Origin of the sequence: Sphingomonas sp. OV641 (assembly GCF_900109205.1) — a bacterium.
Taxonomy (GTDB): domain Bacteria; phylum Pseudomonadota; class Alphaproteobacteria; order Sphingomonadales; family Sphingomonadaceae; genus Sphingomonas.
Window position 1 is genome coordinate 1 of record NZ_FNZB01000007.1, and the last position, 22,296, is coordinate 22,296.

The following is a 22,296-nucleotide window of genomic DNA, read 5'->3' on the forward strand; positions in this document are numbered from 1 at the left end:
GCTCGACCGGCGCCTCGATCCGATCGCGCGTCGTGCCGGCAATTCGCAGCACCGGATTACCGATCCAGGGATGTGCTTTCGGCAGATTGCGCTAGACCGGCATACTCATGATGTCCTTGTAGGCCGAAAGCACTTTATTGCGAACTTGTAACGTCGCCTCGAAGGCGATTGAGGACTCCTGCCGCGCTAGCATGACCTTCGCAATGTCGGTTTCCTCTCCTCGTTCGTAGGCGACCGTCAAAGCACCAGCGCGCGCATTGATCGCGTTAATTTTTTGAAGCTGCGTCTGAAAAGTGGTGGCGAAGCCGCCTGGCTCCGCGAGTCCTGATTGCGACACGCCCGCCGCTCCGCTCACTCCTGAGACGGAATTCGGGCTATCCGCCTTTCCCAGCGCGGTGTTCATCGCTGCGTCAAAAGCCGCTCCTCTCGTAGCCCCAGAAACGGTGTCAGAATTCGGGTTGCTCGCTACATTCCGAAGCGCCGCGTTCTTGTCGAGTACGGCGTTCCGCAAGGCCATGACATCGTTGATGGAGATGCTGCTCATATTCACCTCAGTGCGCCTTCAGCGCACCTACATGTCGCATTGAAACCGTTAGGTTACGGTTAACTGAACTTAGTACTGATTGCCTATTCGTGAAGCCATGCACCGACTCGCAATTAGGTCCGCGCAAGGCTGCTACGGTTAGGCTATGGTCGGATGGTATAATTATCAATTACTTAGCGGAATAGACACGCGGTTACTATGGGGCGATCCTAATCGTGCATCGTACCGCCTCGTCTGCTTTGCCTGCCGCTTTTCTGCATCGGTCGATCGTCTCGCGGTTGGCCGTCACGATCTTGTCGGCCCCGACGATCGCGCGGAACGCGGCCGGGCTGGCGCTCTGCATCATCCGCTGCCCCGCTTCCCAACGGGGAAGGTCGAGCGTCCGCGCCGCCATGCGCTCGGGCCATTGCCAGCTCGCCGGCGCGATCTCGCGCGCGACGAGGCCCGGCACGATCGCCCATGCAAGGATGCCGGCCACCGCCCCGCCCAGGGCGAACCATAGTTGCCGGTTCCTCTGGTCGGCGCGTGTCCATGCGGACCCGGCGATGGCGCGAAGCTCGGCCATGACGCGGGCCTTGTCCTCGCCCGCCTTGGCGAGCGCGGCCTGGTCCTCGCGCCGGGCGGCGTTGCCCGCCGCCGCGATCCGCTGCGCCATTTGCTCGGGCGTCATCGCCAGCGCCGGGGCGGCCTTCAGAAACTGGCCGATGCGCGCGATGTTCTCGCCCGCCGTGTCCACGCCCTGCTGCATCCGCCCCAGCGTCTCGGAATAATCGGGTATGTCTTGTCCGCCGCGCTCGGCCGCCAAGCCCTCCACGGCGCGGCGCAACAGCGCAAGCTCGCCGCGCATCGCCTCGAACGCCTCGGCTGCGTCGGCTCCTTGGCTATCGTCCTCGTCCGTCACCTGTCCCCCTTACCGGCTCATGCCACGATCGCGGTCGCGGCCTTGTCCGACCGACTGCGCGAGCTCCTGCCCGATCGACCGGCCCCGCTCCATGCGCAACGCCAGCTCGGACGCGCGGGCGCGCAACACGGATTCGAGCTGCGGATCGCGATGCAATCCGCCCGCCATGTTCTCCATGCGCTTGCCCAACTTATCAGCGCCGGCACGCTCCATGCTGGCGCGCGCCTCCTTCATGCCCTGCCACTGCTCCACGAACCGGTCCGCGCGCTTCTCCGGGTCGATGCGGACCTGGCGCTCCGTCTCCATCGCCTTCACCGCGCCGCCCGTATTCCCCTCGGCCGCGTCGCGCGCGAGTCGGGGGTCGCGCTCGATCGCGCTGGCAAGGTCGCGGCTCCCAAGCGGTCGCACCTGGTCGAGCGCGTCGCCAGCCTTCGCCAGCGCCTGTTCCTGGTGCGCCAGCACCGGCGACCCCTTGTCCCGCATCCGGCCTATATCCGCTGCGGCGCGCCCATAGCGCTCGATCGCGCGGGCCTGCGAGGATGCCGGCGGCCGATCGGCCGCGACACGCTCCGGCGACGTCGCTTTCTCGGTCGCCGGCTTCGGCCGGAACCCCGCGAACATGCCCCGCGCCTTGTCGCGGACCTTCGCCACTATTTCACGCGCGAGTTCCGGGAACCGGATCTCGCGCCGATCGGCGAACGCGCGGGCCTGGTCCTGTTCCGGGCGCGCATAGTCGCCCGCCATGTCCTTGCCCCGATCACGCGACAGGGCGCGGACGAGCTGACGCTGGTCGGCGAAGTCGTCGCGCCCGTAATGGAGCTGCACGTCATCACGATGCCGCGACATGCCGACATAGGCGCTGTGGCGGTCCATGCCGGGGGTGGCGAGGACGTGGGCGTGATCGACGGTCACGCCCTGCGCCTTATGGAAAGTGGCGGCGTAGCCGTGATCGACCGCGGCATAGTCCTTTGCGTCGAACGCGACCCGCGCGCCGCTGTCGAGCCGAACCTTCATCCCCTCGGCCGATACCTGCTCGATCGTGCCAAGCGTGCCGTTCTTCACCCCTAGCGACCGCTCGTTCCGCAGGAACATCAGGCGGTCGCCGCGCGCGAACGCGCGCGTCCCCCGGTCGGCGCTGAACGTCACGTCGTCGCCAAGGTCGCCGGTCGCGCGAAGTCGGCCGCGCGCTTCCTCGTTCAGCTCGCGGACCTCGGCGTTGGTGTGGGTGAGGATGATGCGGGATTTGCCCGGTTCGGCCTGGCGCTGCCGATCCCAGCCATCGACCAGCTCGCCCCGCGCCTGCTCGCGCGTGTCGGCCGCGTGGACCATGCCCTTGCCGTCATAGGCGTGGATCGCCTCGCCGGTGCGCCCGGTCGCCAGCGCGCGGGTGGCGTCGCGCTGCCAATCCTCGCGCTGCCGGCGAATCTCGGTGATCTCGGCCGCGCCGTGCCGCTCGGTGACGCTGCGGAACGCCGCGCCCGCCTCGATCGCCTGTAACTGCTCGGGGTCGCCGATCATCACGACCTTGGCCCCGGCGTCACGCGCCTGGCTCAACACCCGCTCCATCTGGCGCGAGCCGATCATGCCCGCCTCGTCCACCACCAGCACGTCACGCGGGCCTAGCTGCTCGCGCCCCTGCCCCCATGCGTGCTCAAGGCTGGCGAGGGTGCGGGACTGGATGCCGGACCCGCCCTCAAGGTTCTCGGCCGCGATCCCCGACAAGGCCGCACCGCGCACCTGGTAGCCCTGCCGCTCCCAAGCCTCGCGCGCGACGCCCAACATCGCGGATTTGCCGCTGCCGGCGTAGCCGACGACCGACGCCAGCCCCTTGCGGCCGGTGATATGGTCGAGGGCGTCGCGCTGCTCGGCCGACAAGACGAGCCCCCTGCCCTGGGCCGCGCCGATCGCGGCGTCACGCTGGCGATCGGCGATGCCGTGACCGTCGCGCGCCGCCAGCGCGCCGGCGCTGCGCTCGAGCCGGGCCTCCACCGCGATCATGTCGCGCGACGTGAACCGCTCCTGGTCGCGTCCGTCCTTCCCCAACGCGACCAGCTCGGGGCTGGCGCGCACCGCGGTCATCACCTGGTCGAACTGCTCCTTGCCGTCGCTGTGCCGGAACGCGAACACGGCCAGGTCGCGGGTGGTGAACGTCGCCTGCTGCCGGGTGATCGCGTCCAGCGCGATCGACGGGTTGGCGATGATCTTCTCGCCATTGTCGCGGGCGATGCGCGCGTGATCCTCGATCCGCTCGGCCTCAAGCCCCTGCTCCGGTCTGCGCGATGCTGCCGGGCCGATCTTGTGCTGCGGCTCCAGCGCGATCCCCTGCGCCTCATAGGAGCGATGGTCGATCCGCCCTTCAAGCCCCAGCTCGGCCATGCGCTCGTTGACGTGCGCGCTCCACGCCTCGCGCCAGTCCTTCAACAGCTCGGTGCTGTTCCAGCCCCGGTTTTTCTTCCCGAACCCCTCCGGCCCCACATCGCGCATCGCCAGCATCACAGGGGGCGTTTGCGGGAGGGGGCGGAATCCTACGCTAAGGATTTGGGCCAGCGATATTCCCCGGTTAGATTGATGTGTTCCCATCCCAACGGCGAGACGTGGGCGAGTAGATCAGGCGCGATATGGGTACCGCTGGCGGCCCGGGTATTGACGACCTCGCCGAGCTTCATGGTGTTCCAGAATATGATGATGGCGGCGAGCAGGTTCATTCCGGCGATGCGATAGTGCTGGCCTTCGCCGGATCGATCCCGGATTTCACCTCGGCGGTGGAAGCTGATGGCGCGCTTTAGGGCGTGGTGGGCCTCACCCTTGTTGAGGCCGATCTGAGCCTGGCGCTGGAGGCCGGCATCAAGAATCCAGTCGATCATGAACAGGGTTCGCTCGATGCGGCCCACCTCTCGCAATGCGAGGGCCAGCTCATTCTGGCGCGGGTAAGAGGCGAGCTTGCGAAGAATCTGGCTGGGGGCGACGATCCCCGCTGCGATCGTCGCCATGATGCGCAGGATGTCGGGCCAGTTGCGCTCGATGAGCGGTTCATTGATCTTACCTCCGACCAGCGCTCGCACATTGGCCGGCGTCGCGTTGGGCGTGAAGGCATAGAGTCTTTTCTGAGGGAGATCGCGGATACGGGGGGCGAACCTGTAGCCGAGCAAGGCGCAGGCGGCGAACACATGATCGGTGAAGCCGCCCGTGTCGGCAAAATGCTGGCGAACGCGGCGGCCCGCGTCATTCATGAGCAGCCCGTCCAGGATATAGGGAGCCTCGCTGACCGTTGCCGGGATCACCTGGGTTGCGAACGGCGCATATTGATCGGACACATGGCTGTATCCCTTGAGGCCCGGGACGTTGCCATATTTCGCGTTGATCAGATTCATCGCCTCGCCCTGCTCGGTAGCAAGGAAGAACTGCCCGTCGCTGGATGCCGATTGCCCTTGTCCCCAGAAGGCGGCCATGGGCAGGGCGGCGTGGGCCTCCACGATCATGGCGAGCGCCCGATCATAGGCGCTGCCTTCGACATGCCAGCGCGCGATCCGCAGCAATTCCCAGAAGCTGTGCGTGTTGGTCGCCGCCGCCATCTTGCGCAAACCGAGATTGACGCCTTCCGCCAGCAACACGTTCATCAGGCCGATCCGGTCGCTGCAGGGCGCGCCGGTGCGCAGATGCGTGAACGCCTCGGAAAATCCGGTTCGCTCATCGACTTCCAGCAACAGATCGGTGATCCTCGCGGGCGGGAGCTGTTGATAGAGATCGAGCACGAGATCCTCGGCCCCTTCGGGCGTGTCGGCCCTCAGCTTGTCGATGTGCAGCTTGCCGTTCTCGATGATGCCGCCTGGGATCGTGCCGGTTCGCGCCGCGCGGCCAAACTCCTTCAGCCGTGTATCCAGTCGAGCCCTGCGCTCGGCCAGCCATTCGCCGGGTCGCAGCGGCACGGCGACCTGTACAACCGTTGCAGCGACTATTTCCTGTTGCAGGACGGGGCCGCGCCCACGCTGGACGATGCTCGCGAGCTTTTCTCCGATGTGCCGCCCGAAAAGAGCGCCCACAATCAAGCTGTCCTGGGATGGAAGGGGCCTGGCGGCCTATATGCAATCGCGGCCATCCTCCGCGATTATCCGCGTGATGGCACATGGTATCTCGGCTTCATGATCGTAGATGCCGCACAGCGTGGTCGTGGCGTCGGACGCTCAATTTACTCGACGGTCGAAAGCTGGGCCGCTGCGAGAGGTGCCACAGAGATTCGGTTGGCCGTGCTGGAAGCGAATGAAGCGGCAGAGCGATTTTGGCGTTCTCTCGGCTTCATTGAGTATCGGCGCGTTGGGCCAGACACCTTCAAAATGCGTAGCCATCGCCGGATAGAACTGAGCCGTCGCCTTTCTGGCGCGACCGTAGAAGGCAGCAACAAGTAAGATCTCGCGCCGGCTATCTGGGCGAGCTTGGCGTAGGATTCCGCCCCCTCCCGCAAACGCCCCCAATGCTGGCCGCTCGATCGCGTTCTGGGACAGCCCCACGACCTGTTCTACCCGCCTGACGAGATTGCGGCGCGTCGTCCAGGCGCAGACCTGGCGGCCGCCCTTCACGAGGGCACGCTGGAGCGCGAAGCGTGGCGGGTCTGCGAGAACGGCGCGGAATATCTCGCGCGCCTGACGATCAGCGCCCTGTTCGAAGGCGACACACATCGAGGCTTCGCCTGCATCAGCCGCGATGTCACCGACGAGGCGGCGGTCCGCGCATCGATCGAGACCCGCGAGCAGCATCTGCAATCGATTCTGGCGACGGTGCCGGATGCGATGATCATCATCGACGAGACCGGCGCCATCACGTCGTTCAGCGCAGCGGCACAACGCCTGTTCGGCTACAGCGAAGCCGAGCTCGTCGGCCGCAACGTCTCCTGCCTCATGCCCCAGCCCGATCGCGACCGGCATGACGAATATCTCGCGCATTATCTGCAGACCGGCGAGCGCCGGATCATTGGCCTCGGTCGCGTCGTGGTCGGCCAGCGCCGCGACGGCTCGACTTTCCCGATGCAGCTGACGGCGGACAGTCAGGATTACCGATCGGGCCAGACGCGACTGGCAAAGATCATGGTGAGGCCGAGCGCAGCGATCCTGATGAATTGCACGTTCATCTTCACAAAGGCCAACGACTGACCGCCGAAATCCTCGAGATCATGGCGAGCACCAACCGTAAGGCCTTCGAACGCCACCGCCATGCGGTGCGCGACGCCCATGCCAAGAGCCACGGGTTCCTGAAGGGTGAGTTGGTCATCCCGGAACTGCCGGAGCATCTGCGCCAGGGGCTTTTCGCTCGTCCCGCCACCTATTCCGTGGTGATCCGCCTCTCATCAGCGCCCGGAGATATTCACTCCGATACGATACCGGCTCCGCGCGGTATGGCGATCAAGGTCATTGGCGTGGCGGGGGAGCGGCTTCTCCCCGAAGACCAGGGCCGCAACCAGGATTTCCTGCTGGTCAATATCCCGACCCTGAGCTTCGGCACGATCGGTAAATATCGCCAGCTCATCGGCCTTCTGGAAAAGAATGCCCAGAACCCGGCCGTTCTCCAGCGCGCCATGGCCGGGGTGGCGCGGGGAGTGGAAGCCGCGGTCGAAGCGGTCGGCGTCGAGCCCGGCGCCACGCTGCGCGGTCTCGCGCGCGACAATGACCAAGCGCATCGACGGTGTGCAGACTTTCAATGTCATGAAGGGCGGCGAATATCTGTTCATGCCAAGCCTGTCCGCGCTCAAATGGCTGGCGGCCGGGAGCTGGGGTTAGGAACCCGCCGGTCAGCCGCTCCTCGTCTTCGCCGAGAACCTCCACGTCCGGGGAATAGCCAATGTAGGTTTCAGTCAAGGGCACTCCTTCGCGTTTTAATTTCGATACTGCGGACGATTTCGGGTCGAAATCGCCGTTGATTTCGGATATCAGTTGATATCTGGTTTTTACTGAGAGCGCGGAACCGCCGAAAAGGTTTCGCACGTCTCGCCCGTTGGTTGGAGAACGAACCCATGCCGCTTACGCGCAAGGACACGCAGCGCCAGACGCGGGACCGGCTGATCGCCGCCGCACATACCTCGATCATCGAGGAGGGGGTCGCCGCCATGTCGATCCGCAACATCTGCAGCGCGGCCGGCCATTCGCAGGGTGCCTTCTACTCGAACTTCGCCAGCAAGGACGATCTGCTGGTCGAGATCCTGCAGAGCCATATCCAGGATGAGGTCACACTGCTTCGCGACCTGGTCGCGCACTCCTCCGGCGATGATATCGAGGCAACGCTCCAGGTGCTGGCCGCCCGGCTCGCGAAGCTGGCCGGTGAAGCGCAATGGTCGCTCCTCTCGATCGAATTGCAGCTTCACGCGCGGCGCGATCCGGCTTTCGCCGAGCGGCACCGGGAGGGCAAGGCGGCCTGCTATCGGATGTTCGGTGAACTCGTTGCCGATCTAACGCAACGCTTCGCACTTCGACCGGCCTTGCCGCCGATGCAGACCGGTATCGGTCTTTACGCGGTCTGGATGGGACTGGCGGTGCAGGGCGATGTCGAAGGCGCCATGCCGCGCGACGAGATGCTCGTCGGCTTCTTCCGCGCCATGGCAGGACTGGGTTCGTCGCATGAGGAGCAGGCGTATTCGTGAGCGGGATCGTGTCAGATCGTCGACGCATCGGCTGCGATGAGCACGGACACCCACTCGTCGGCGAGGTGGATGAGCATCGGCGCTTCCATATCCGCTTCCGCGCCCGGGACGCCGACATCGACGAACTCGGCCATGTCAACAATGCGGTCTGGGTGACCTGGATTCAGGATGTGTCGGTGGCGCATTGGCTGACGGCCGCGCGGCCGCAGGATCGCGACCGGTTCGTCGCGGTCGTGCTGCGCCATGAGGTCGACTATCGCGGCAATGTCCGGGCGGGAGACGAGGTCAGTGCGATCACCTGGGTCGTCCGAGCGCCGCGGGGTGCCCGCCGGGATGCGGTCCACACCCGGCTCGGCGCCGATGGCCGATCTTCCAACGCCTCCGGCCCGCCTTCGAGGTAGCGATCATACCAGCGGTAGAATGTCCGACGAGGGATGCCGAGTTGGTCCAGCGTGCGCTTGGCCGACAGGTGCGACTGCTCGACGGTTCTGATGATCTCGAGCTTCTCGGATGCGGGATATCTCATTCGTCGTTGCCCCCATCCGCGACCATGCTTTTTTTGAGCAGACGGTTTTCCAGTGTCAGATCGGCCACGCATGCCTTCAGGGCCCGGGCTTCGCGGCGCAGGTCCTGGACCTCTCCGGTGGTCGCGGCACGGGCGGTGTCGCCGGCCAGGCGGCGCTTGCCAGCTTCCATGAACTCCTTCGACCAGGTGTAATACAGGCTCTGGGCAATGCCTTCCTTGCGGCATAGCTCGGCGATGCTGTCTTCCCCGCGCAGGCCATCCAGCACGATGCGGATCTTGTCCTCGGCCGAAAAGTGGCGCCGGGTCTGTCGGCGGATGTCCTTCACTACCCGCTCTGCTGGGGCCTTGGCGGGCGATTTTACATTGGAGGATCTCGGCTTCATCTTCGTTCCTTCGTCACTACGACGAAGCCCAGATCCTCCTTAAATCACAACCTCAAATCTGTGCCATTGGTGCTGACGGCGGACACTGCCTGACCCGTGTCGCCCAAGTTCCCGGGTCTTGTAATGGCAGGTTCAACTGAAATCAGCCGCGCGCAATTGGACGTTGAATGGCTGGCTTTGGTCGGCTGCCGACTTAACGTGCGTGTCAGCTATCCTCGCAACCCGGCTCCGATCCGGACTGTCTCCTACCGGCCAATGTACGACAAACAGGTGTTTTCCGACGCCCTCAGGCCTTAGCGTATATCTGTGCCCGTTTTATGTGACGCCCCCATCCCGGTCAGGATCAGCAGGGCAACGATGATCGTTCCTACCAGGGAGAAGCCCGTCAAGGCCTCCTCGGCGAGCGAGACCCGCTCCATATCACCGGTCGCTGCTTTAGGCATAACCAGCGCGAGGAAGGCTGCAAGCGCGCCGACCCAGGCGCCGGCGGCGAGCAGATGGACGAGATCGGCGACCAGTTGCAGCCAGCCCGGATAGCCTTCGCCAGCCGCGCCATGTCCGCTCCAGGCGAGGGTCGCGAGCGCGAGCGCGCCTGCGAGAGTAGAGGCGATGAAGGCGGGACGTGATTGCCGTCGATACAAGAGGACGCAGAATAGGAGGACAAGGAGCGCGACAAGGCGCGCCTTCAACGCCGCCCCCATGGCCGTCTCATTGATGAGATCACCCAGCAGGGCGAAATCAGGCTGTGTGAGCGGCAGTCCGGACATGGCCGCAGCCTGCACCGCAAAGCCCAACGCAGATAGCAGCAGCCCGAAGCAGGCAAGACAGGCCACCATCGCCCCCATCGGCAGATGCCGCTGCACCGTCCGGCCGCCACCTGGGGCATAGAGCGCGAACAGCGGCAGGCCGAACAAGAGGCCGAGATCGGCGTACAGCGCCCAGCGGATCGCGATGCCTGCTACCTCACTCATTGCCCTATCGCACGATGAAGGCGAGATTGCCCTGGATGCGGTGCGTGTCCATCGAGACGACATGCCAGGTGACCTGATAGGTACCAGCGCCAAGCGGCTTGGCCAGTGTCAGCGCCAACGTCTTGTTACCGCCCTCGACCGCGGTCTTGAAGCCGGTCACCGCCATGCGATGGTTTGGCATGCCGGGCATACCGGTCATAACGATCTCGGCACCAGATAGTCTGGCCATCAGGCCTTCACTGAACGTCAGAGTGATACGCGACGGTGCCGAGACTCTGGCGTTGGCGGCGGGCGTTGAAGACACGAGCTTGGGATGTGCATAGGCCGGAGCCGAAACGCTCAGGCTGACGGCGGCGACAGCTGCGAAAGGCGAAAGGAAGCGCATTCGGGAATTCTCCAGTCATTGACATGAGAGAATACGCAGCTGCAGCCTGCACCCCTCTCAAATTTCTTTTCTGTTCCGAGCCAAGGGGTCGTGGGCCAGAATGCGTATTGTGAAGAGAAGACGGAGAAACACCATGGACCACCTTGACGAAATGCTCGCGAAATTGCGCGATGCCCCAATTGACCCCAGGCTTGCCGGCCTGGACAGCCGCGTCCTGACGGAAATCGCTAGGGTCCAGGCCATGCCGCGCTTGGGCGCAACGACGTTTGGTCTAGCCGCCGCAGTCGCGCTTTTCATCGGCATCGCGGGCTCCGCGGTTCCAATCGGGTCGGCGGACGCGAGCCCGATATCGCCCTTCGATGCGCAGTTGGCGCTCGCGCCCTCGACGCTGCTGGGCTCGCAATGATGCGGGACCGCCGCCGGCTCCTGCTCCTCCTACTGTTGACCTTTACCGCGGCGATCGCCGGGGTGGTGATCGGGCGGATCTATGTGGTGTCGGCACCGCCCGTGGAAAACGAACTGCACGAGCTGCTCCATCGGGATCTCAAACTGGATACGGCTCAGCACGCCCGGCTGGAGTTCATCGAGAAGAATTATGCCATTCGGCGTCAGGCACTTGAAGCCGAGCTGCGCGCCGACAATGCTCGCCTAGCAGAGGCGATTGAGGCGGAACATGGCTATGGCCCTAAAGTCGCGGCGGCAGTGGACCGCTCGCACCAAGCCATGGGCGCGCTGCAGAAGGAAACGCTCGAGCACATCTTTGCAATGCGTGCCGTACTTCGCCCCGATCAGACGCAGAAGTTCGACGACGCCGTAGTGAAAGCGCTGACGGCAAAGTCCGAATGACCATAATTCTCCCCGACTGCTCGGACGGGGAGCTTGCCGCTCTTGCACTCGTCGGCCGGCAGGCCGCTTTCGCCGAACTTGTGCGGCGACACCAAGGCTGGGTATTTCGGCTCGTGCGCAGCCATATAGGTGACGGAGAGGAGGCGCTGGACGTCACGCAGGCAAGCTTCGTCGCCGCCTTCGCCGCACTCAACCGCTATGACGCTGCGCGACCCTTCCAGGTCTGGATGTCCCGGATCGTCATCAACAAATGCCATGACTGGCGGCGCCGGCGCGCGGTCCGGAACTTCTTCTCCATGGCCCTGCCGCTGGGCGAGGCGGATGACGTCGCCGATGAGGCGCCGCTACCCGACCAGGCAATCGGCGCCGAGCAGCAACTGGCAGAGGCGATGAAAGCGATCGCCGCCCTGCCCGCCTCTCTCAAAGACACGCTCATCCTGCGGACGATCGACGAGAAATCGGAAGCCGAAACCGCCGAGATTCTCGGCATCAGCCAGAAGGCAGTCGAGACCCGCCTCTACCGCGCCCGCGCACGCCTCGCGGAAATGTTGAAGAAAGTTTGAGGGGGATGAGGCCACGCTGCGTATTTCCAATAGGTCCGCCCTCTTTCTTAAAGCTGAGACAACCGAATGATTTCTGCTCTCGACCGCCGCCAGTTCCTCCGCGGCGCGGCCCTCGCCGGTGGCGGCGCCGCCTTGTCAGCCTGGCTGCCGGCCTGGGCGCAGACGATCTCGCCGGGGATGCGACCGACGCTGCCGACCGTGTCGGGCGAAGACATCACGCTCACCATCGCCCGGCAGTCGATGACCATCGACGGGCGCAAGTTCCGGGCAATCGGCCTCAACGGCACGGTCCCCGCCCCGCTGATCCGGCTGCGCGAGGGCCAGCGCGTGCGGCTCAACGTCATCAATCAGCTGGAGGAGGACAGCTCGATCCACTGGCACGGGCTGATCCTGCCGGCCAATATGGACGGTGTGCCGGGCGTGTCTTTTCCGGGCATCAAGCCGGGCTCGAACTACCTCTACCAGTTCTCCGTCGTGCAAAGCGGCACCTACTGGTACCACAGCCATTCAGGCCTGCAGGAACAGGAAGGCCATTACGGCCCGATCATCATCGATCCCGCCGGTGCCGATCCGGTCGCCTATGACCGCGAGCATGTCATCGTGCTCGCCGATCACAGCGCGCTCTCGCCGCAGGCGATCTTCCGGCGCCTCAAGGTCAACCCCGGCCATTTCAATTTCCAGCGCCAGACCCTGGCCGGGCTCCTGTCGGGCAAGGATCAGCCGCTCAAGGACCGGCTCGACTGGGGCCAGATGCGGATGGACCCGGCCGACATCTCCGATGTGACCGGATCCACCTACACCTATCTCGTCAACGGCCATGGTCCGATGGACAACTGGACCGCGCTCTTCACCCCGGGCGAACGGGTGCGGCTGCGGGTCATCAATGCGTCGGCGATGACCACCTTCAACGTCCGCATCCCCGGCCTGCCGCTGACCATCGTTCAGGCCGACGGGCAGAATGTGGTGCCGGTCACCGTCGACGAGTTCCAGATTGGTGTTGCCGAGACCTACGACGTCGTTGTCAGCCCAGGCGATGACAAGGCCTACACCCTTGTCGGCGAGGCGATCGACCGCTCGGGCATGGCGCGTGCCACGCTCGCGCCGAGGGCCGGCATGGCCGGCGAGGTTCCCCCCTTACGCAAACGGCCGCTCGCCGACATGAAGGACATGGGCATGGACATGTCCTCGATGCCGGGCATGGAAGGCATGGACATGTCGGGCGGCGCTATGCGGGGCGTCGATCCGACGGCCGAGAAGAACGCGTCCGCGCGCCTCGCGACCGGCGCGGCGGCAGCGATGGCGACCATGGACAATAGCGCCATGGCAGGCATGGATCATTCGGGGATGGATCATGGATCGATGGCCGGCATGGACCACGGCGCGATGGGCGCCGATGGCCAGATGGCGGGCATGGATCATGGCGGGCACGCGATGGGCTCGATGAAGATGCGCGACTTCTCGAACGCGCCGCAGGTGAAGCGCGACCCGAGCGTCCAGACCATCTCGCCGATGCCCGTAGACCGCACCGGCGAGCCCGGCCAGGGCCTCGCCGACGTCGGCCACAAGGTGCTTGTCTACAGGGACCTGATGGCGCTCGATCGCAATCCGGACGTGCGCGCGCCGAGCCGCAGCATCGACATTCACCTCACCGGCAACATGGAGCGGTTCATGTGGTCGTTCGACGGCGAAAAAATGTCGGACCATCACGAGCCGATCCCCTTCATCGAAGGCGAGCGGGTGCGCGTCAATCTCATCAACGACACGATGATGGGGCATCCGATCCATATTCACGGGCATTTTTTCGAGCTGGTGACGGGGCATGGCGATCACAGCCCACGCAAGCATACGGTGATCGTCCAGCCGGGCGGCAAGGTGACCTGGGACTTCACCGCCGACGCGGTCGGCGACTGGGCCTTCCACTGTCACCTTCTCTACCACATGCATGCAGGGATGATGCGGGTCGTAAGCGTCCGTCCGAAGGGAGATGCCCAATGAGCCGCATCCTCACGCCGCTGGTGAGCGCGATCGCCCTTCTCTCCGCCGCGCCCGCCTTTGCCCAGGATCATTCGATGCACGACATGCCCGGCATGGCGCCGCCGGGCGGGGCGCGGCCGGCGCAGGAGAAAAAGAAGGACAAGGCCGCCGCGCCGCGCCCCAAGCCCGCTGCCGGGCCGCGCGCTCAGAAGCCAGCGCCGGACGCCACCTCGGCGATGGACCATTCGCAGCACCAGGCCAGTCCTGCGCCGCAGGGAGATGCCGCCGGTCAACCGCAACCCGCTTCTCCCGCGATGGCGGAGATGCCGGGCATGGACCACTCCCAGCATCAGGACGGCGCGATGCCGGACATGCCCGGGATGGACCATTCGCAGCATGGCGAGACCGCCATGCCCGGAACCTCCGCCATGCCCGGCATGCAAATGACCGGCACGGCGCTTCCGGCCGGCAATGCGCCCCCGCCGCCTCCCCCAAGCGACCACTTCGCCGATCGTGATTTTCCCGGCGGCGAGATGGCGCGCTCGCGCGACATCATGATGAAGGATAGCGGCGGCAACAATTTCGGGCAGGTGCTGCTCAACCTGTTCGAGTATCAGGCGCATAGCGGCCGCGATGGCTATCGCTGGGATGGCGAAGGCTTTTACGGCGGCGACATCAACCGGCTCTGGCTCAAGAGCGAGGGCGAAGGCGAGTTCGGCCGCGGCATCGACAGCGCCGAGGTGCAGGTGCTCTACAGCCGGGCCATCGACCCCTATTTCAATCTTCAGGGCGGTATCCGCCAGGACTTCGGCCGCGGGCCCGACCGCACCTACGCGACGATCGGCGTCGAGGGCCTGGCTCCTGGCATGTTCGAGGTCGAAGGCGCGCTGTTCCTCTCGACCAAGGGCGATGTTCTGGGCCGGGTCGAGGGCTATTACGACCAGCGCATCACCCAGCGCCTGATCCTCCAGCCGCGCGCCGAGGTCAATTTCGCCGCACAGGATATTCCGGAGAACGACATCGGTTCGGGGCTGGTCAACATAGAGCTCGGCGCGCGCCTGCGCTACGAATTCAGCCGCCAGTTCGCGCCTTACATCGGCGTTTCCTACCTGCGCAAAGCCGGAGACACGGCGCGGCTGTCGAGGCTTGCGGGCGAGGACGTCCATGCCACCAGCTTCGTCGCCGGCGTTCGCTTCTGGTTTTAGCATCAGGACGGCTGATGGCGGGGGCGAACAAGAGAGCGGGGCGTTACACTCATACCCAGGTCGGCCGGCGCCGAGCGAAGGAGATACGCCATGGACCATTCGTCCCACATGAACACCCGGAAGATGGGCGCCTATTAGAGCCTTGCCGTTCAGACCGTCATCAGCGGCGTCATCATGTATCTGGTGATGTTCGTCATGATCGACGGGCTCGACAGCTTCTACAACAACCTCAACATGCTCTACATGACGCTGATGATGGTCGCGCCGATGGTGGTGCTGATGATCCTCGCCATGGGGCACATGTTCGCGTCGAAGGCCGCCAACATCGCGCTGATCGCCGCGTCGCTGGTCGCCTTCTTCGGCAGCTTTGCACTCATCCGCACCCAGACCACGATCGGCGACACGGCCTTTCTGCGCTCGATGATCCCGCACCATTCCGGGGCGATCCTGATGTGCCAGGAAGCAAAGCTCAGCGATCCGGAGATCATCCGGCTTTGCGAATCGATCAAGCGCTCGCAGCGGCAGGAAATCGACGAGATGAAGGCCATACTCGCGCGGCGCTGAGTGGCACGGTCGGGCTACGCCCGGATACGTGCGCCCGGCCAGGTATGTGAGCCGGCCGATGGTCGACACGAGGCGCGGGGCGGACGAGATTGCAAGCGACGTAGCGCGGCTTGCGCCGCTGTTCCTGCGACAGGCTGGCGGCCACGTCCTGACGCTGCTCGATCCTTCCGGGATCGTGCTGAGCTATAATGAAGAAGGCGAGCGTGCCGAATGCTGGCCGCTCGATCGCGTTCTGGGACAGCCCCACGACCTGTTCTACCCGCCTGACGAGATTGCGGCGCGTCGTCCAGGCGCAGACCTGGCGGCCGCCCTTCACGAGGGCACGCTGGAGCGCGAAGCGTGGCGGGTCTGCGAGAACGGCGCGGAATATCTCGCGCGCCTGACGATCAGCGCCCTGTTCGAAGGCGACACACATCGAGGCTTCGCCTGCATCAGCCGCGATGTCACCGACGAGGCGGCGGTCCGCGCATCGATCGAGACCCGCGAGCAGCATCTGCAATCGATTCTGGCGACGGTGCCGGATGCGATGATCATCATCGACGAGACCGGCGCCATCACGTCGTTCAGCGCAGCGGCACAACGCCTGTTCGGCTACAGCGAAGCCGAGCTCGTCGGCCGCAACGTCTCCTGCCTCATGCCCCAGCCCGATCGCGACCGGCATGACGAATATCTCGCGCATTATCTGCAGACCGGCGAGCGCCGGATCATTGGCCTCGGTCGCGTCGTGGTCGGCCAGCGCCGCGACGGCTCGACCTTCCCGATGCAGTTGTCGGTCGGCGAGGCCGGTGAAGAGGGCCAGCGGCTTTTCACAGGGTTCATCCAGGATCTCACCGCCAAGGAGCAGGATGAGCTCAGGCTCAAGGAACTGCAGGCGGAGCTGGTCCATGTCTCCCGGCTGAGCGCGATGGGCACGATGGCCTCGACCCTCGCCCACGAACTCAACCAGCCGCTTGCCGCAGTCGCGCTCTATCTCGAGACGATCCGCGACATGCTCGACGAGCGGGACGACGAACCCTTCGTGTCGCTACGGTCGGTGATGGATGATGCGGCACAGGAAACGCTGCGGGCCGGCCATATCGTCCGGCGCCTGCGCGATTTCGTCGCCCGCGGCGAGGTCGACAAGAGCCTCCACGAGCTGCCGCAGGTCATCGCCGAGGCGAGCCAGCTCGCGCTGGTCGGCGCACGCGAGCGCGGCATACGCAGCTTTTTCGCGGTCGATCCCGCCGCGACGCCGGTCCTCGTCGACAGGGTGCAGATCCAGCAGGTGCTGGTCAACCTGATGCTCAATGCCATCGAGGCGATGGCGGAGTGTCCGGTTCGCGACCTCAAGGTGGCGACCAGGTTGCGCCCTGACGGGCTGATCGAGGTGACCGTGGAGGATACCGGCCCCGGCATCGCCGACGAGGTCCGCGAGCAGCTCTTCACGGCGTTCAACTCGACAAAGGCCGACGGCATGGGCCTCGGCCTCTCGATCTGCCGGACCATCATCGAAGCGCATGGCGGCCGTATCTGGATGGAGCGCCCCGACCGCGGCGGCACGTGCTTTCACTTCACGCTGATCCACGCGCGGGCGAAGGAGGAACATGGGGGATAGACGCATCATTCATCTGGTCGACGACGAGGAGAGCATCCGCAAGGCGGCAAGCTTCGCGCTCAAAACCGCGGGCTATGATGTCATCGCCTACACCTCCGGAGTGGAATTTCTCAGGACAGCGAAGTCCGCTGAAGTAGGCTGCGTTATCTTGGATGTGCGGATGCCTGAAATGGACGGTCTCCAAGTCCAGACCACTATGGCTGCGCGTGGGATCAACATGCCGGTCATCGTCCTGACCGGCCACGGCGATGTGTCGGTAGCTGTGCAGGCTATGAAAGGCGGCGCGATTGACTTTCTCGAAAAGCCCTTCGAGAAGGCTGCCCTGCTCGAGGCCGTGAGGCGCGCTTTCGCTCGTCTCGACGATGTCGACCTTCGCGCGCTGGAATCGTCGGAAGCCGAGGTGCGGGTTGCTGCCTTGACCCCCCGCGAGCAGGAAGTGCTGGAAGGATTGGCGAACGGCTTGCCCAACAAGACGATCGCCTATGATCTGGGTTGCTCATCCCGGACGGTCGAGGTTCACCGCGCCAGCCTCATGGCCAAGCTCGAGGTCCGCAATCTCTCTGAGGCGTTGAGGATCGCCTTTGCTGCCGGGTTCGGTCGCAAGACGTGATAACTGCGCCCTCTACGTAGCGACGAGGATGCCGCATCGTGCGAGCCATTGCCGTGATGCAACAGGTCCTCATGTCGCGCGAGATGTCTTCGTTTTCTGACACACAAGGTGATGGGCGCTACACCATCCTCGTCTCCGACGACGACCCGGGTGTTCGGCGTGCCCTTCAGCTTCTCCTTAGATCCCGTGGCTACTGCGTCTGTAGCTATACAAGTGGTAGCGCGCTTTTGGCCGATTCGCGTGCCAAGCGAGCCAATTGCCTGATTGTTGATTATCGCATGCCGGACATTGATGGCTTTTCGATCCTGCGCCAACTCCGATCGCTGGGCTGGTCCGGATGCTCCATCATGATTTCGGGCTTCCATGACGAGGTTCTCGCCCGCCGCGCTGCCGACGCGGGCTTTGATCACATGATCACTAAACCACTAAGGAGCCGTCTACTCCTCGAGGCAATCGGCCGTCACAGACGCCTCTCGTCGAATGAGTAAATGGACCGCGTCCGACCGCCAACGCTAAAGAGGCCAGGTGGGGACACGAGCACGTCGTTTTTCCAGAGGAAACCAACCCAGCTGCGCCCAAGGGCCTTGCCGCGGCTGGGCTCATTTGTCACAGCAACACATCTTGGATAGTGGTGGACGGTACGATTCATATCGATTTACGCGCTCCCCTTATCCGCCTGACGAATTAGCACCTGAAGAGGGCCGTTTCCAAGCTAGTGGCAGGACCACAAGCAGCAGGAGCGACAGGCCGGCAATGCTCCAGAGGACGAGAGGCTGAGCGCCGGGTGCGGCGAAAGCGAGCGCCACGGGCGCCAGTGCCTGCCCGATGCTGGCAGCCGAATGCTGGAGGCCAAGCCTCACCCCTGAGGCCGCCGCAGAACCGCTGATCCAGAAGCTTGTGACCAATCGCAGGCTCGCCGAGCTCCAACCGGCGACCAGGATGAACACGCTCATATCGGCTATGCTTGATGCGAGTGGAAAGGCAACGAGCGCCGCTGCCAGCAAACCGAGCGTCAATCCGGCAAGACGCCCGGGAACCTTCACTAACCAATCGAGCCTTGCATGAAAGATCTGCGCCGCCAGCATGCCGAATCCGCAAAGACTGAGCATCCAGGCGATCTGCTCGCGGCTCAGCGAGACCGCACTGCGCGTCATCAGGAGATTGACGTGCATAGCGGCAAGCCCGGCCCCCGCAGCGATCGTGATGAGTAATAGGACTCCCGTGGCGCAGACTGTCGGCGGCGGCGGATCTCCTGAGTCGAGGCAGTGCGCACAGCGGCCTGGCAGGCTTACAAGGCAAAGCGACCCCGCGACGGTGCCGATGCTGGCAGCAACGATCATGAGCGGCGCGCCGGGCATGATCGCAACGGAGGCTTCCGCCAAAAGCGGTCCGCCGAGGTCTCCCAAAAATACAGACCCCGTCAACCAGGTGAAACGCCGCGCCTGCTCCCCACGGCTGACCGCGGCGAAACTCGCACTGAGCAGCGCAAGCGGTATGATGGCGGCGGCCGCCATCCCCGCGACCGTGCGCAAAACGTAGAGAGTCGGCAGAGCTACGAGGCCAACTGGTGCAGTCACCATCGCGAGGATAATGAGCGCTGTGCGCAACATGACGCGGTAGTCGACCCGGTCGGCAATCCAGCCCCAAAGCGGTGCCGCCACCAGTGCTGCCAGCGGGTGGACGGCGGTCAAGCTCGCGACATGAAAATCATGCGCTGAGGAAAGCCCGCCGGGATTTGGGTCGACCAGGGTCGGAAGGAAAGCGAGAATGGCCGTCTGCCCTGCCGAGGCCGACACCGCCGCGAGCAGCAACACAATGAAGGAGGATTGACCACGCTTGCCATCGTGTGATTCGCCTTGGGGAACAAGCGGGTCAGCGGTTCGTCGGAGAGCCGGTATCACCACCAAGCGCGCAAGCCGATCACCAGCCGGTGTTCGGATGACCCCTCGCCCCGCAGGCGTCGGAAGCCCGCCGTGCCATCGAACGCACGCTCCCAGACGAAGCCGATATAGGGCGCGAACTTGCGCGACACCTCGTAGCGCAACCGTCCGCTCAGCTCGACATTGCTGAAGCCGCTGCCAAGCTGCCGATCTCTCGACCGCTTCGAATAGATATTGGTCTCTACCTGCGGTGTGAGGATCAACCGATTGGTGAACAGGACCTCATAGGAGGCCTTGGCGCGCGCCGCGAGACGCCCATCGGTTCCTACATAGCCGGTGAGCTGGACGTCGAACCAATAAGGCGCCAGTCCCTCGACGCCGGCGGCCAGCCATGTCGTCGCGCCCTTGCCGAGATCCTGCCTGACCCCGAGCAGCGTGCCCCAGAACGGGTTCTTGCTGTGCCACCACAGCGCCTCGACGCTGCTCTCCGGATCGAGACGTTGGTCGCGGGAGTTCTTGAGGCCCTGGCTGCGCAGCCAGAGCTTGTCATTGTCCTGACCCTTGGTGACGAGCACGGTCCAACCCACGCCCTGACCCTCGTTGCCGCTGGCGAATTCGAGCTCATCGACAAGTATCTTGGGGATCGAGAGCTTGTCGGCCATCTCATAGCCCGGCAGCGTCGAGTTGCGATAGCCGTCGGCATAATCGTCCGAGTTGCGCGCGTCCGGCGGGGCCTTGCCACCCTGCATCGAGCCCATGTCCATCGTGGCGCCGTTACCGGACGCCTTCGTGTCGGTCATATCCATGCCCGGCATGTCCATGCCCGCATGGTCCTGAGAGCCTTGCGCGGAAGGGGTGTGCTGAGCGGGAGTGGCCGTTTGGGCAGGGGTGGCGGCGGGCGACGGGGGCGAGGCATCCTGCGCGAGGGCGGGAGCCGTGATCGCCGGCGCCAGGAAGAGGGCAGCGCCAAGAGCGATGCCGCGCGAGGGGAAAATCCGGATCATGCGACCACCACCTCCCGGAACATGCCGGCCGCCATGTGATAGAGCAGATGGCAGTGGAAGGCCCATCGGCCCATGGCGTCGGCGGTGACGCGGAAGCTCACCCGCTGGGCGGGCTGGACCACGACCGTATGCTTGCGGACCTGGAAGGCGCCGTCCGGGCCTTCGACATCGCTCCACATGCCGTGCAGATGCATCGGATGCGCCATCATCGTGTCGTTGACGAAGGTGACGCGCAGCCGCTCGTTTGGCTTGAAATGAAGCGGCCTGGAATCGTTGAGCTTGATGCCGTCGAGCGACCAGATGAACCGTTCCATATTGCCCGTCAGATGCAGCTCGATGTCGCGCTCGGGCTCGCGCGGGTCGGGATCGCCGCCCGGCGTGCGCAGATCGGCCAGCGTCAGCACGCGCCAGCCGCGCCCGCGCAGCCCGGCGCCGGGATCGTCGAGATTGGTGCGCGGATAGTCGACGCGCATGTCGGTATTGGCGCCATATTCGGTGCGGGCGTGCCGTGCCCTGGCCGCCATCTCGGTCATGCCGTGCCCGGCATGCGCGTCGCCTCCCATTGCGCCCATCGTCGCCATCGCGCCCATCATGTCGACCGGCTCGAGCCAGGTCCGGGCCTCGAGCGGCGGCACGGCTGCCGCCATGCCCGGGGCCGGTGCGATCGTGCCACGCGCATAGCCGCTCCGATCGATCGCCTGCGCGAAGATGGTGCGGGCGCCGCCCTCGGGCATGGTGAACTCGACGTCGTAGGTCTCGCCCGGGCCGATCCGGAATTCCTCGACCGTGACCGGCTCGACCGGCTGCCCGTCGGTCGATACGACCGTCAGCTCGACCCCGGGGATCCGCACGTCGAAGAACGTCGCCGTCCCCGCGCCGACGAAGCGCAGGCGCACGCGCTCGCCGGGCGCGGCGATACCGGTCCAGTTGCCGGCGGGCGGCGCGCCGTTCATCAGATAGGTGTAGGTCGCGGCAGAGACATCGCTGTAGTCGGTCGGGTTCATCCGCGAGCTGTTCCACATCCGCCGCCGCTCGAGCGCCTTGCCCAAGCCCATGGTGCCGACATCCTTGAGGAAATCGCCGGCGGTCGGCTGCGCAAAATTATAGTAGCTGCTCTGCTTCTTGAGATTGAGGAAGATCTGCAACGGCGGCTCGTCCGACCAGTCGCTGAGCACGATGCAATAGTCGCGATCGGGCGCCCGCGCCACCGGCACCTGTTTTGGCTCCACGATGATCGCTCCATAGAGTCCCGTCTGCTCGGCGAGCGTGTGAGCGTGATACCAGTAGGTTCCGCTCTGGCGGACCTCGAAGCGATAGGTGAAGGTCTCGCCCGGCGCGATGCCGGCAAAGCTGATGCCGGGCACGCCGTCCATCTCCGCCGGCACGATGATGCCGTGCCAATGGATGCTCGACATCTCCTTGAGGCCGTTGCGTACGCGCAGCGTGACCGTGTCGCCTTCGCGCAGGCGCAGGACCGGCGCGGGCACGCTGCCGTTCACGGCGGTCGCGATACGGCGTTTGCCGGTGAAGTTGACCGGCAGCTCGGCGATCTCGAGGTCGAACTCGGTCCCGCTCAGCTCAGCGGGCAAGGTTGGTGCGGATCGCGCGAGAAGCGCCGGGGCGAAACCGGCGACCGCGCCGCCGATCGCCAGCCCCTGGACGAAACGGCGCCGCGCGATCGGCCGGATATGTAAGGGAGACATGAACTGTACTTTCGCGAA

General features: G+C 64.9%; 21 protein-coding genes and 3 pseudogenes. 14 read left to right on the forward strand and 10 right to left on the reverse strand.

The features are described from left to right. Positions 1 to 91 precede the first annotated feature (91 nt). The 4 genes and pseudogenes from BMX36_RS18440 to BMX36_RS18455 all read right to left on the reverse strand — a co-directional run. Positions 92 to 544 carry a flagellar hook-basal body complex protein FliE gene (locus BMX36_RS18440; RefSeq protein WP_046195647.1) on the reverse strand — a complete coding sequence of 151 codons (453 nt, stop codon included), beginning with the start codon at positions 542 to 544 and terminating at the stop codon, positions 92 to 94. Between the two features lie 196 nt (positions 545 to 740). Then, on the reverse strand, positions 741 to 1,445 hold the full coding sequence (locus BMX36_RS18445; protein ID WP_046195648.1) for a DUF6118 family protein: 705 nt from the start codon (positions 1,443 to 1,445) through the stop codon (positions 741 to 743). 9 nt (positions 1,446 to 1,454) lie between these two features. Further along, on the reverse strand, positions 1,455 to 3,938 hold the full coding sequence (gene traA, locus BMX36_RS18450) for a Ti-type conjugative transfer relaxase TraA (RefSeq protein ID WP_218142213.1): 2,484 nt from the start codon (positions 3,936 to 3,938) through the stop codon (positions 1,455 to 1,457). Positions 3,939 to 3,970: 32 nt separating this feature from the next. Beyond that, positions 3,971 to 5,380, reverse strand: a pseudogene (locus BMX36_RS18455) (Tn3 family transposase); the annotation flags it as partial. An 81-nt stretch (positions 5,381 to 5,461) separates the two neighbouring features. Between BMX36_RS18455 and BMX36_RS18460 the strand changes: the two are divergent. From BMX36_RS18460 to BMX36_RS18480, 5 genes and pseudogenes are all read left to right on the forward strand, one after another. Beyond that, complete coding sequence (locus tag BMX36_RS18460) at positions 5,462 to 5,848, forward strand: GNAT family N-acetyltransferase (protein ID WP_256210879.1); 387 nt, start codon at positions 5,462 to 5,464, stop codon at positions 5,846 to 5,848. A gap of 54 nt (positions 5,849 to 5,902) precedes the next feature. Continuing rightward, positions 5,903 to 6,589, forward strand: a pseudogene (locus BMX36_RS18465) (PAS domain-containing protein); the annotation flags it as partial. A gap of 20 nt (positions 6,590 to 6,609) precedes the next feature. After that, positions 6,610 to 7,353, forward strand: a complete 744-nt coding sequence (locus BMX36_RS18470) for a catalase family protein (RefSeq protein WP_256210888.1) — start codon at positions 6,610 to 6,612, stop codon at positions 7,351 to 7,353. A gap of 93 nt (positions 7,354 to 7,446) precedes the next feature. Further along, complete coding sequence (locus BMX36_RS18475) at positions 7,447 to 8,070, forward strand: TetR/AcrR family transcriptional regulator (protein ID WP_066656783.1); 624 nt, start codon at positions 7,447 to 7,449, stop codon at positions 8,068 to 8,070. A gap of 65 nt (positions 8,071 to 8,135) precedes the next feature. Next, positions 8,136 to 8,471, forward strand: a complete 336-nt coding sequence (locus BMX36_RS18480; RefSeq protein WP_371262952.1) for an acyl-CoA thioesterase — start codon at positions 8,136 to 8,138, stop codon at positions 8,469 to 8,471. Here BMX36_RS18480 and BMX36_RS18485 read toward each other — a convergent pair. The 3 genes and pseudogenes from BMX36_RS18485 to copC form a co-directional block, all read right to left on the reverse strand. Further along, a pseudogene (locus tag BMX36_RS18485) lies at positions 8,411 to 8,979 on the reverse strand (transposase); the annotation flags it as partial. The gene BMX36_RS18480 and the pseudogene BMX36_RS18485 sit on opposite strands and share 61 nt — an antisense overlap. Before the next feature lie 293 nt (positions 8,980 to 9,272). Then, complete coding sequence (locus BMX36_RS18495) at positions 9,273 to 9,950, reverse strand: copper resistance protein CopD (protein WP_223308210.1); 678 nt, start codon at positions 9,948 to 9,950, stop codon at positions 9,273 to 9,275. A gap of 4 nt (positions 9,951 to 9,954) precedes the next feature. After that, a complete protein-coding gene (copC, locus tag BMX36_RS18500) occupies positions 9,955 to 10,335 on the reverse strand; it encodes a copper homeostasis periplasmic binding protein CopC (protein ID WP_037486754.1) in 381 nt (126 codons plus the stop codon). A gap of 133 nt (positions 10,336 to 10,468) precedes the next feature. Here copC and BMX36_RS18505 point away from each other — a divergent pair, with 133 nt between their 5' ends. The 9 genes from BMX36_RS18505 to BMX36_RS18545 all read left to right on the forward strand — a co-directional run bounded on the left by BMX36_RS18505 (position 10,469) and on the right by BMX36_RS18545 (position 18,179). Then, positions 10,469 to 10,741, forward strand: a complete 273-nt coding sequence (locus BMX36_RS18505) for a hypothetical protein (protein ID WP_007406377.1) — start codon at positions 10,469 to 10,471, stop codon at positions 10,739 to 10,741. After that, complete coding sequence (locus BMX36_RS18510) at positions 10,741 to 11,181, forward strand: periplasmic heavy metal sensor (protein WP_037486783.1); 441 nt, start codon at positions 10,741 to 10,743, stop codon at positions 11,179 to 11,181. The genes BMX36_RS18505 and BMX36_RS18510 overlap by 1 nt, the downstream gene beginning before the upstream one ends. Further along, positions 11,178 to 11,744 (forward strand): RNA polymerase sigma factor, encoded by a 567-nt coding sequence (locus BMX36_RS18515; RefSeq protein WP_037486755.1) that lies wholly within the window; start codon positions 11,178 to 11,180, stop codon positions 11,742 to 11,744. The genes BMX36_RS18510 and BMX36_RS18515 overlap by 4 nt, the downstream gene beginning before the upstream one ends. A 66-nt stretch (positions 11,745 to 11,810) precedes the next feature. Then, entirely contained in the window at positions 11,811 to 13,739 is a 1,929-nt protein-coding gene (locus BMX36_RS18520; RefSeq protein WP_010336586.1) for a copper resistance system multicopper oxidase, read from the forward strand. Beyond that, complete coding sequence (locus BMX36_RS18525; RefSeq protein WP_093067907.1) at positions 13,736 to 14,923, forward strand: copper resistance protein B; 1,188 nt, start codon at positions 13,736 to 13,738, stop codon at positions 14,921 to 14,923. The genes BMX36_RS18520 and BMX36_RS18525 overlap by 4 nt, the downstream gene beginning before the upstream one ends. A gap of 174 nt (positions 14,924 to 15,097) precedes the next feature. Beyond that, positions 15,098 to 15,487: a DUF305 domain-containing protein gene (locus tag BMX36_RS18530; protein ID WP_093067910.1), complete on the forward strand. Its 390-nt coding sequence runs from the start codon at positions 15,098 to 15,100 to the stop codon at positions 15,485 to 15,487. Positions 15,488 to 15,545: 58 nt separating this feature from the next. After that, positions 15,546 to 17,081 carry a PAS domain-containing sensor histidine kinase gene (locus BMX36_RS18535; protein WP_093067913.1) on the forward strand — a complete coding sequence of 512 codons (1,536 nt, stop codon included), beginning with the start codon at positions 15,546 to 15,548 and terminating at the stop codon, positions 17,079 to 17,081. Further along, on the forward strand, positions 17,071 to 17,691 hold the full coding sequence (locus BMX36_RS18540) for a response regulator transcription factor (RefSeq protein WP_037486757.1): 621 nt from the start codon (positions 17,071 to 17,073) through the stop codon (positions 17,689 to 17,691). Before BMX36_RS18535 ends, BMX36_RS18540 begins: the two co-directional genes overlap by 11 nt. 83 nt (positions 17,692 to 17,774) lie before the next feature. Next, positions 17,775 to 18,179: a response regulator gene (locus tag BMX36_RS18545; protein WP_037486787.1), complete on the forward strand. Its 405-nt coding sequence runs from the start codon at positions 17,775 to 17,777 to the stop codon at positions 18,177 to 18,179. 180 nt (positions 18,180 to 18,359) lie between these two features. Here the strand turns inward: BMX36_RS18545 and BMX36_RS18550 are convergent, their stop codons facing one another. From BMX36_RS18550 to BMX36_RS18560, 3 genes are read right to left on the reverse strand one after another with little or no spacing between them, the layout of a single operon-like run. Then, on the reverse strand, positions 18,360 to 19,595 hold the full coding sequence (locus BMX36_RS18550; RefSeq protein WP_231746511.1) for an MFS transporter: 1,236 nt from the start codon (positions 19,593 to 19,595) through the stop codon (positions 18,360 to 18,362). Next, entirely contained in the window at positions 19,589 to 20,575 is a 987-nt protein-coding gene (locus tag BMX36_RS18555; protein ID WP_170172290.1) for a copper resistance protein B, read from the reverse strand. The genes BMX36_RS18550 and BMX36_RS18555 overlap by 7 nt, the downstream gene beginning before the upstream one ends. After that, the gene (locus tag BMX36_RS18560) at positions 20,572 to 22,278 is read right to left on the reverse strand and encodes a copper resistance system multicopper oxidase (RefSeq protein WP_093067916.1); all 1,707 of its coding nucleotides are present in this window, start codon (positions 22,276 to 22,278) and stop codon (positions 20,572 to 20,574) included. The genes BMX36_RS18555 and BMX36_RS18560 overlap by 4 nt, the downstream gene beginning before the upstream one ends. Between the last annotated feature and the right edge of the window lie 18 nt (positions 22,279 to 22,296).

What these genes read in the sequence shown, in the direction of transcription:
- BMX36_RS18440 (WP_046195647.1), bottom strand. Translation starts at nt 544, where the DNA reads ATGAGCAGCATCTCCATCAACGATGTCATGGCCTTGCGGAACGCCGTA.
- traA (WP_218142213.1), bottom strand. Translation starts at nt 3,938, where the DNA reads ATGCTGGCGATGCGCGATGTGGGGCCGGAGGGGTTCGGGAAGAAAAAC.
- BMX36_RS18470 (WP_256210888.1), top strand. Translation starts at nt 6,610, where the DNA reads ATGGCGAGCACCAACCGTAAGGCCTTCGAACGCCACCGCCATGCGGTG.
- BMX36_RS18475 (WP_066656783.1), top strand. Translation starts at nt 7,447, where the DNA reads ATGCCGCTTACGCGCAAGGACACGCAGCGCCAGACGCGGGACCGGCTG.
- BMX36_RS18495 (WP_223308210.1), bottom strand. Translation starts at nt 9,950, where the DNA reads ATGAGTGAGGTAGCAGGCATCGCGATCCGCTGGGCGCTGTACGCCGAT.
- copC (WP_037486754.1), bottom strand. Translation starts at nt 10,335, where the DNA reads ATGCGCTTCCTTTCGCCTTTCGCAGCTGTCGCCGCCGTCAGCCTGAGC.
- BMX36_RS18505 (WP_007406377.1), top strand. Translation starts at nt 10,469, where the DNA reads ATGGACCACCTTGACGAAATGCTCGCGAAATTGCGCGATGCCCCAATT.
- BMX36_RS18510 (WP_037486783.1), top strand. Translation starts at nt 10,741, where the DNA reads ATGCGGGACCGCCGCCGGCTCCTGCTCCTCCTACTGTTGACCTTTACC.
- BMX36_RS18515 (WP_037486755.1), top strand. Translation starts at nt 11,178, where the DNA reads ATGACCATAATTCTCCCCGACTGCTCGGACGGGGAGCTTGCCGCTCTT.
- BMX36_RS18520 (WP_010336586.1), top strand. Translation starts at nt 11,811, where the DNA reads ATGATTTCTGCTCTCGACCGCCGCCAGTTCCTCCGCGGCGCGGCCCTC.
- BMX36_RS18525 (WP_093067907.1), top strand. Translation starts at nt 13,736, where the DNA reads ATGAGCCGCATCCTCACGCCGCTGGTGAGCGCGATCGCCCTTCTCTCC.
- BMX36_RS18530 (WP_093067910.1), top strand. Translation starts at nt 15,098, where the DNA reads ATGTATCTGGTGATGTTCGTCATGATCGACGGGCTCGACAGCTTCTAC.
- BMX36_RS18535 (WP_093067913.1), top strand. Translation starts at nt 15,546, where the DNA reads ATGGTCGACACGAGGCGCGGGGCGGACGAGATTGCAAGCGACGTAGCG.
- BMX36_RS18540 (WP_037486757.1), top strand. Translation starts at nt 17,071, where the DNA reads ATGGGGGATAGACGCATCATTCATCTGGTCGACGACGAGGAGAGCATC.
- BMX36_RS18545 (WP_037486787.1), top strand. Translation starts at nt 17,775, where the DNA reads ATGTCTTCGTTTTCTGACACACAAGGTGATGGGCGCTACACCATCCTC.
- BMX36_RS18555 (WP_170172290.1), bottom strand. Translation starts at nt 20,575, where the DNA reads ATGATCCGGATTTTCCCCTCGCGCGGCATCGCTCTTGGCGCTGCCCTC.
- BMX36_RS18560 (WP_093067916.1), bottom strand. Translation starts at nt 22,278, where the DNA reads ATGTCTCCCTTACATATCCGGCCGATCGCGCGGCGCCGTTTCGTCCAG.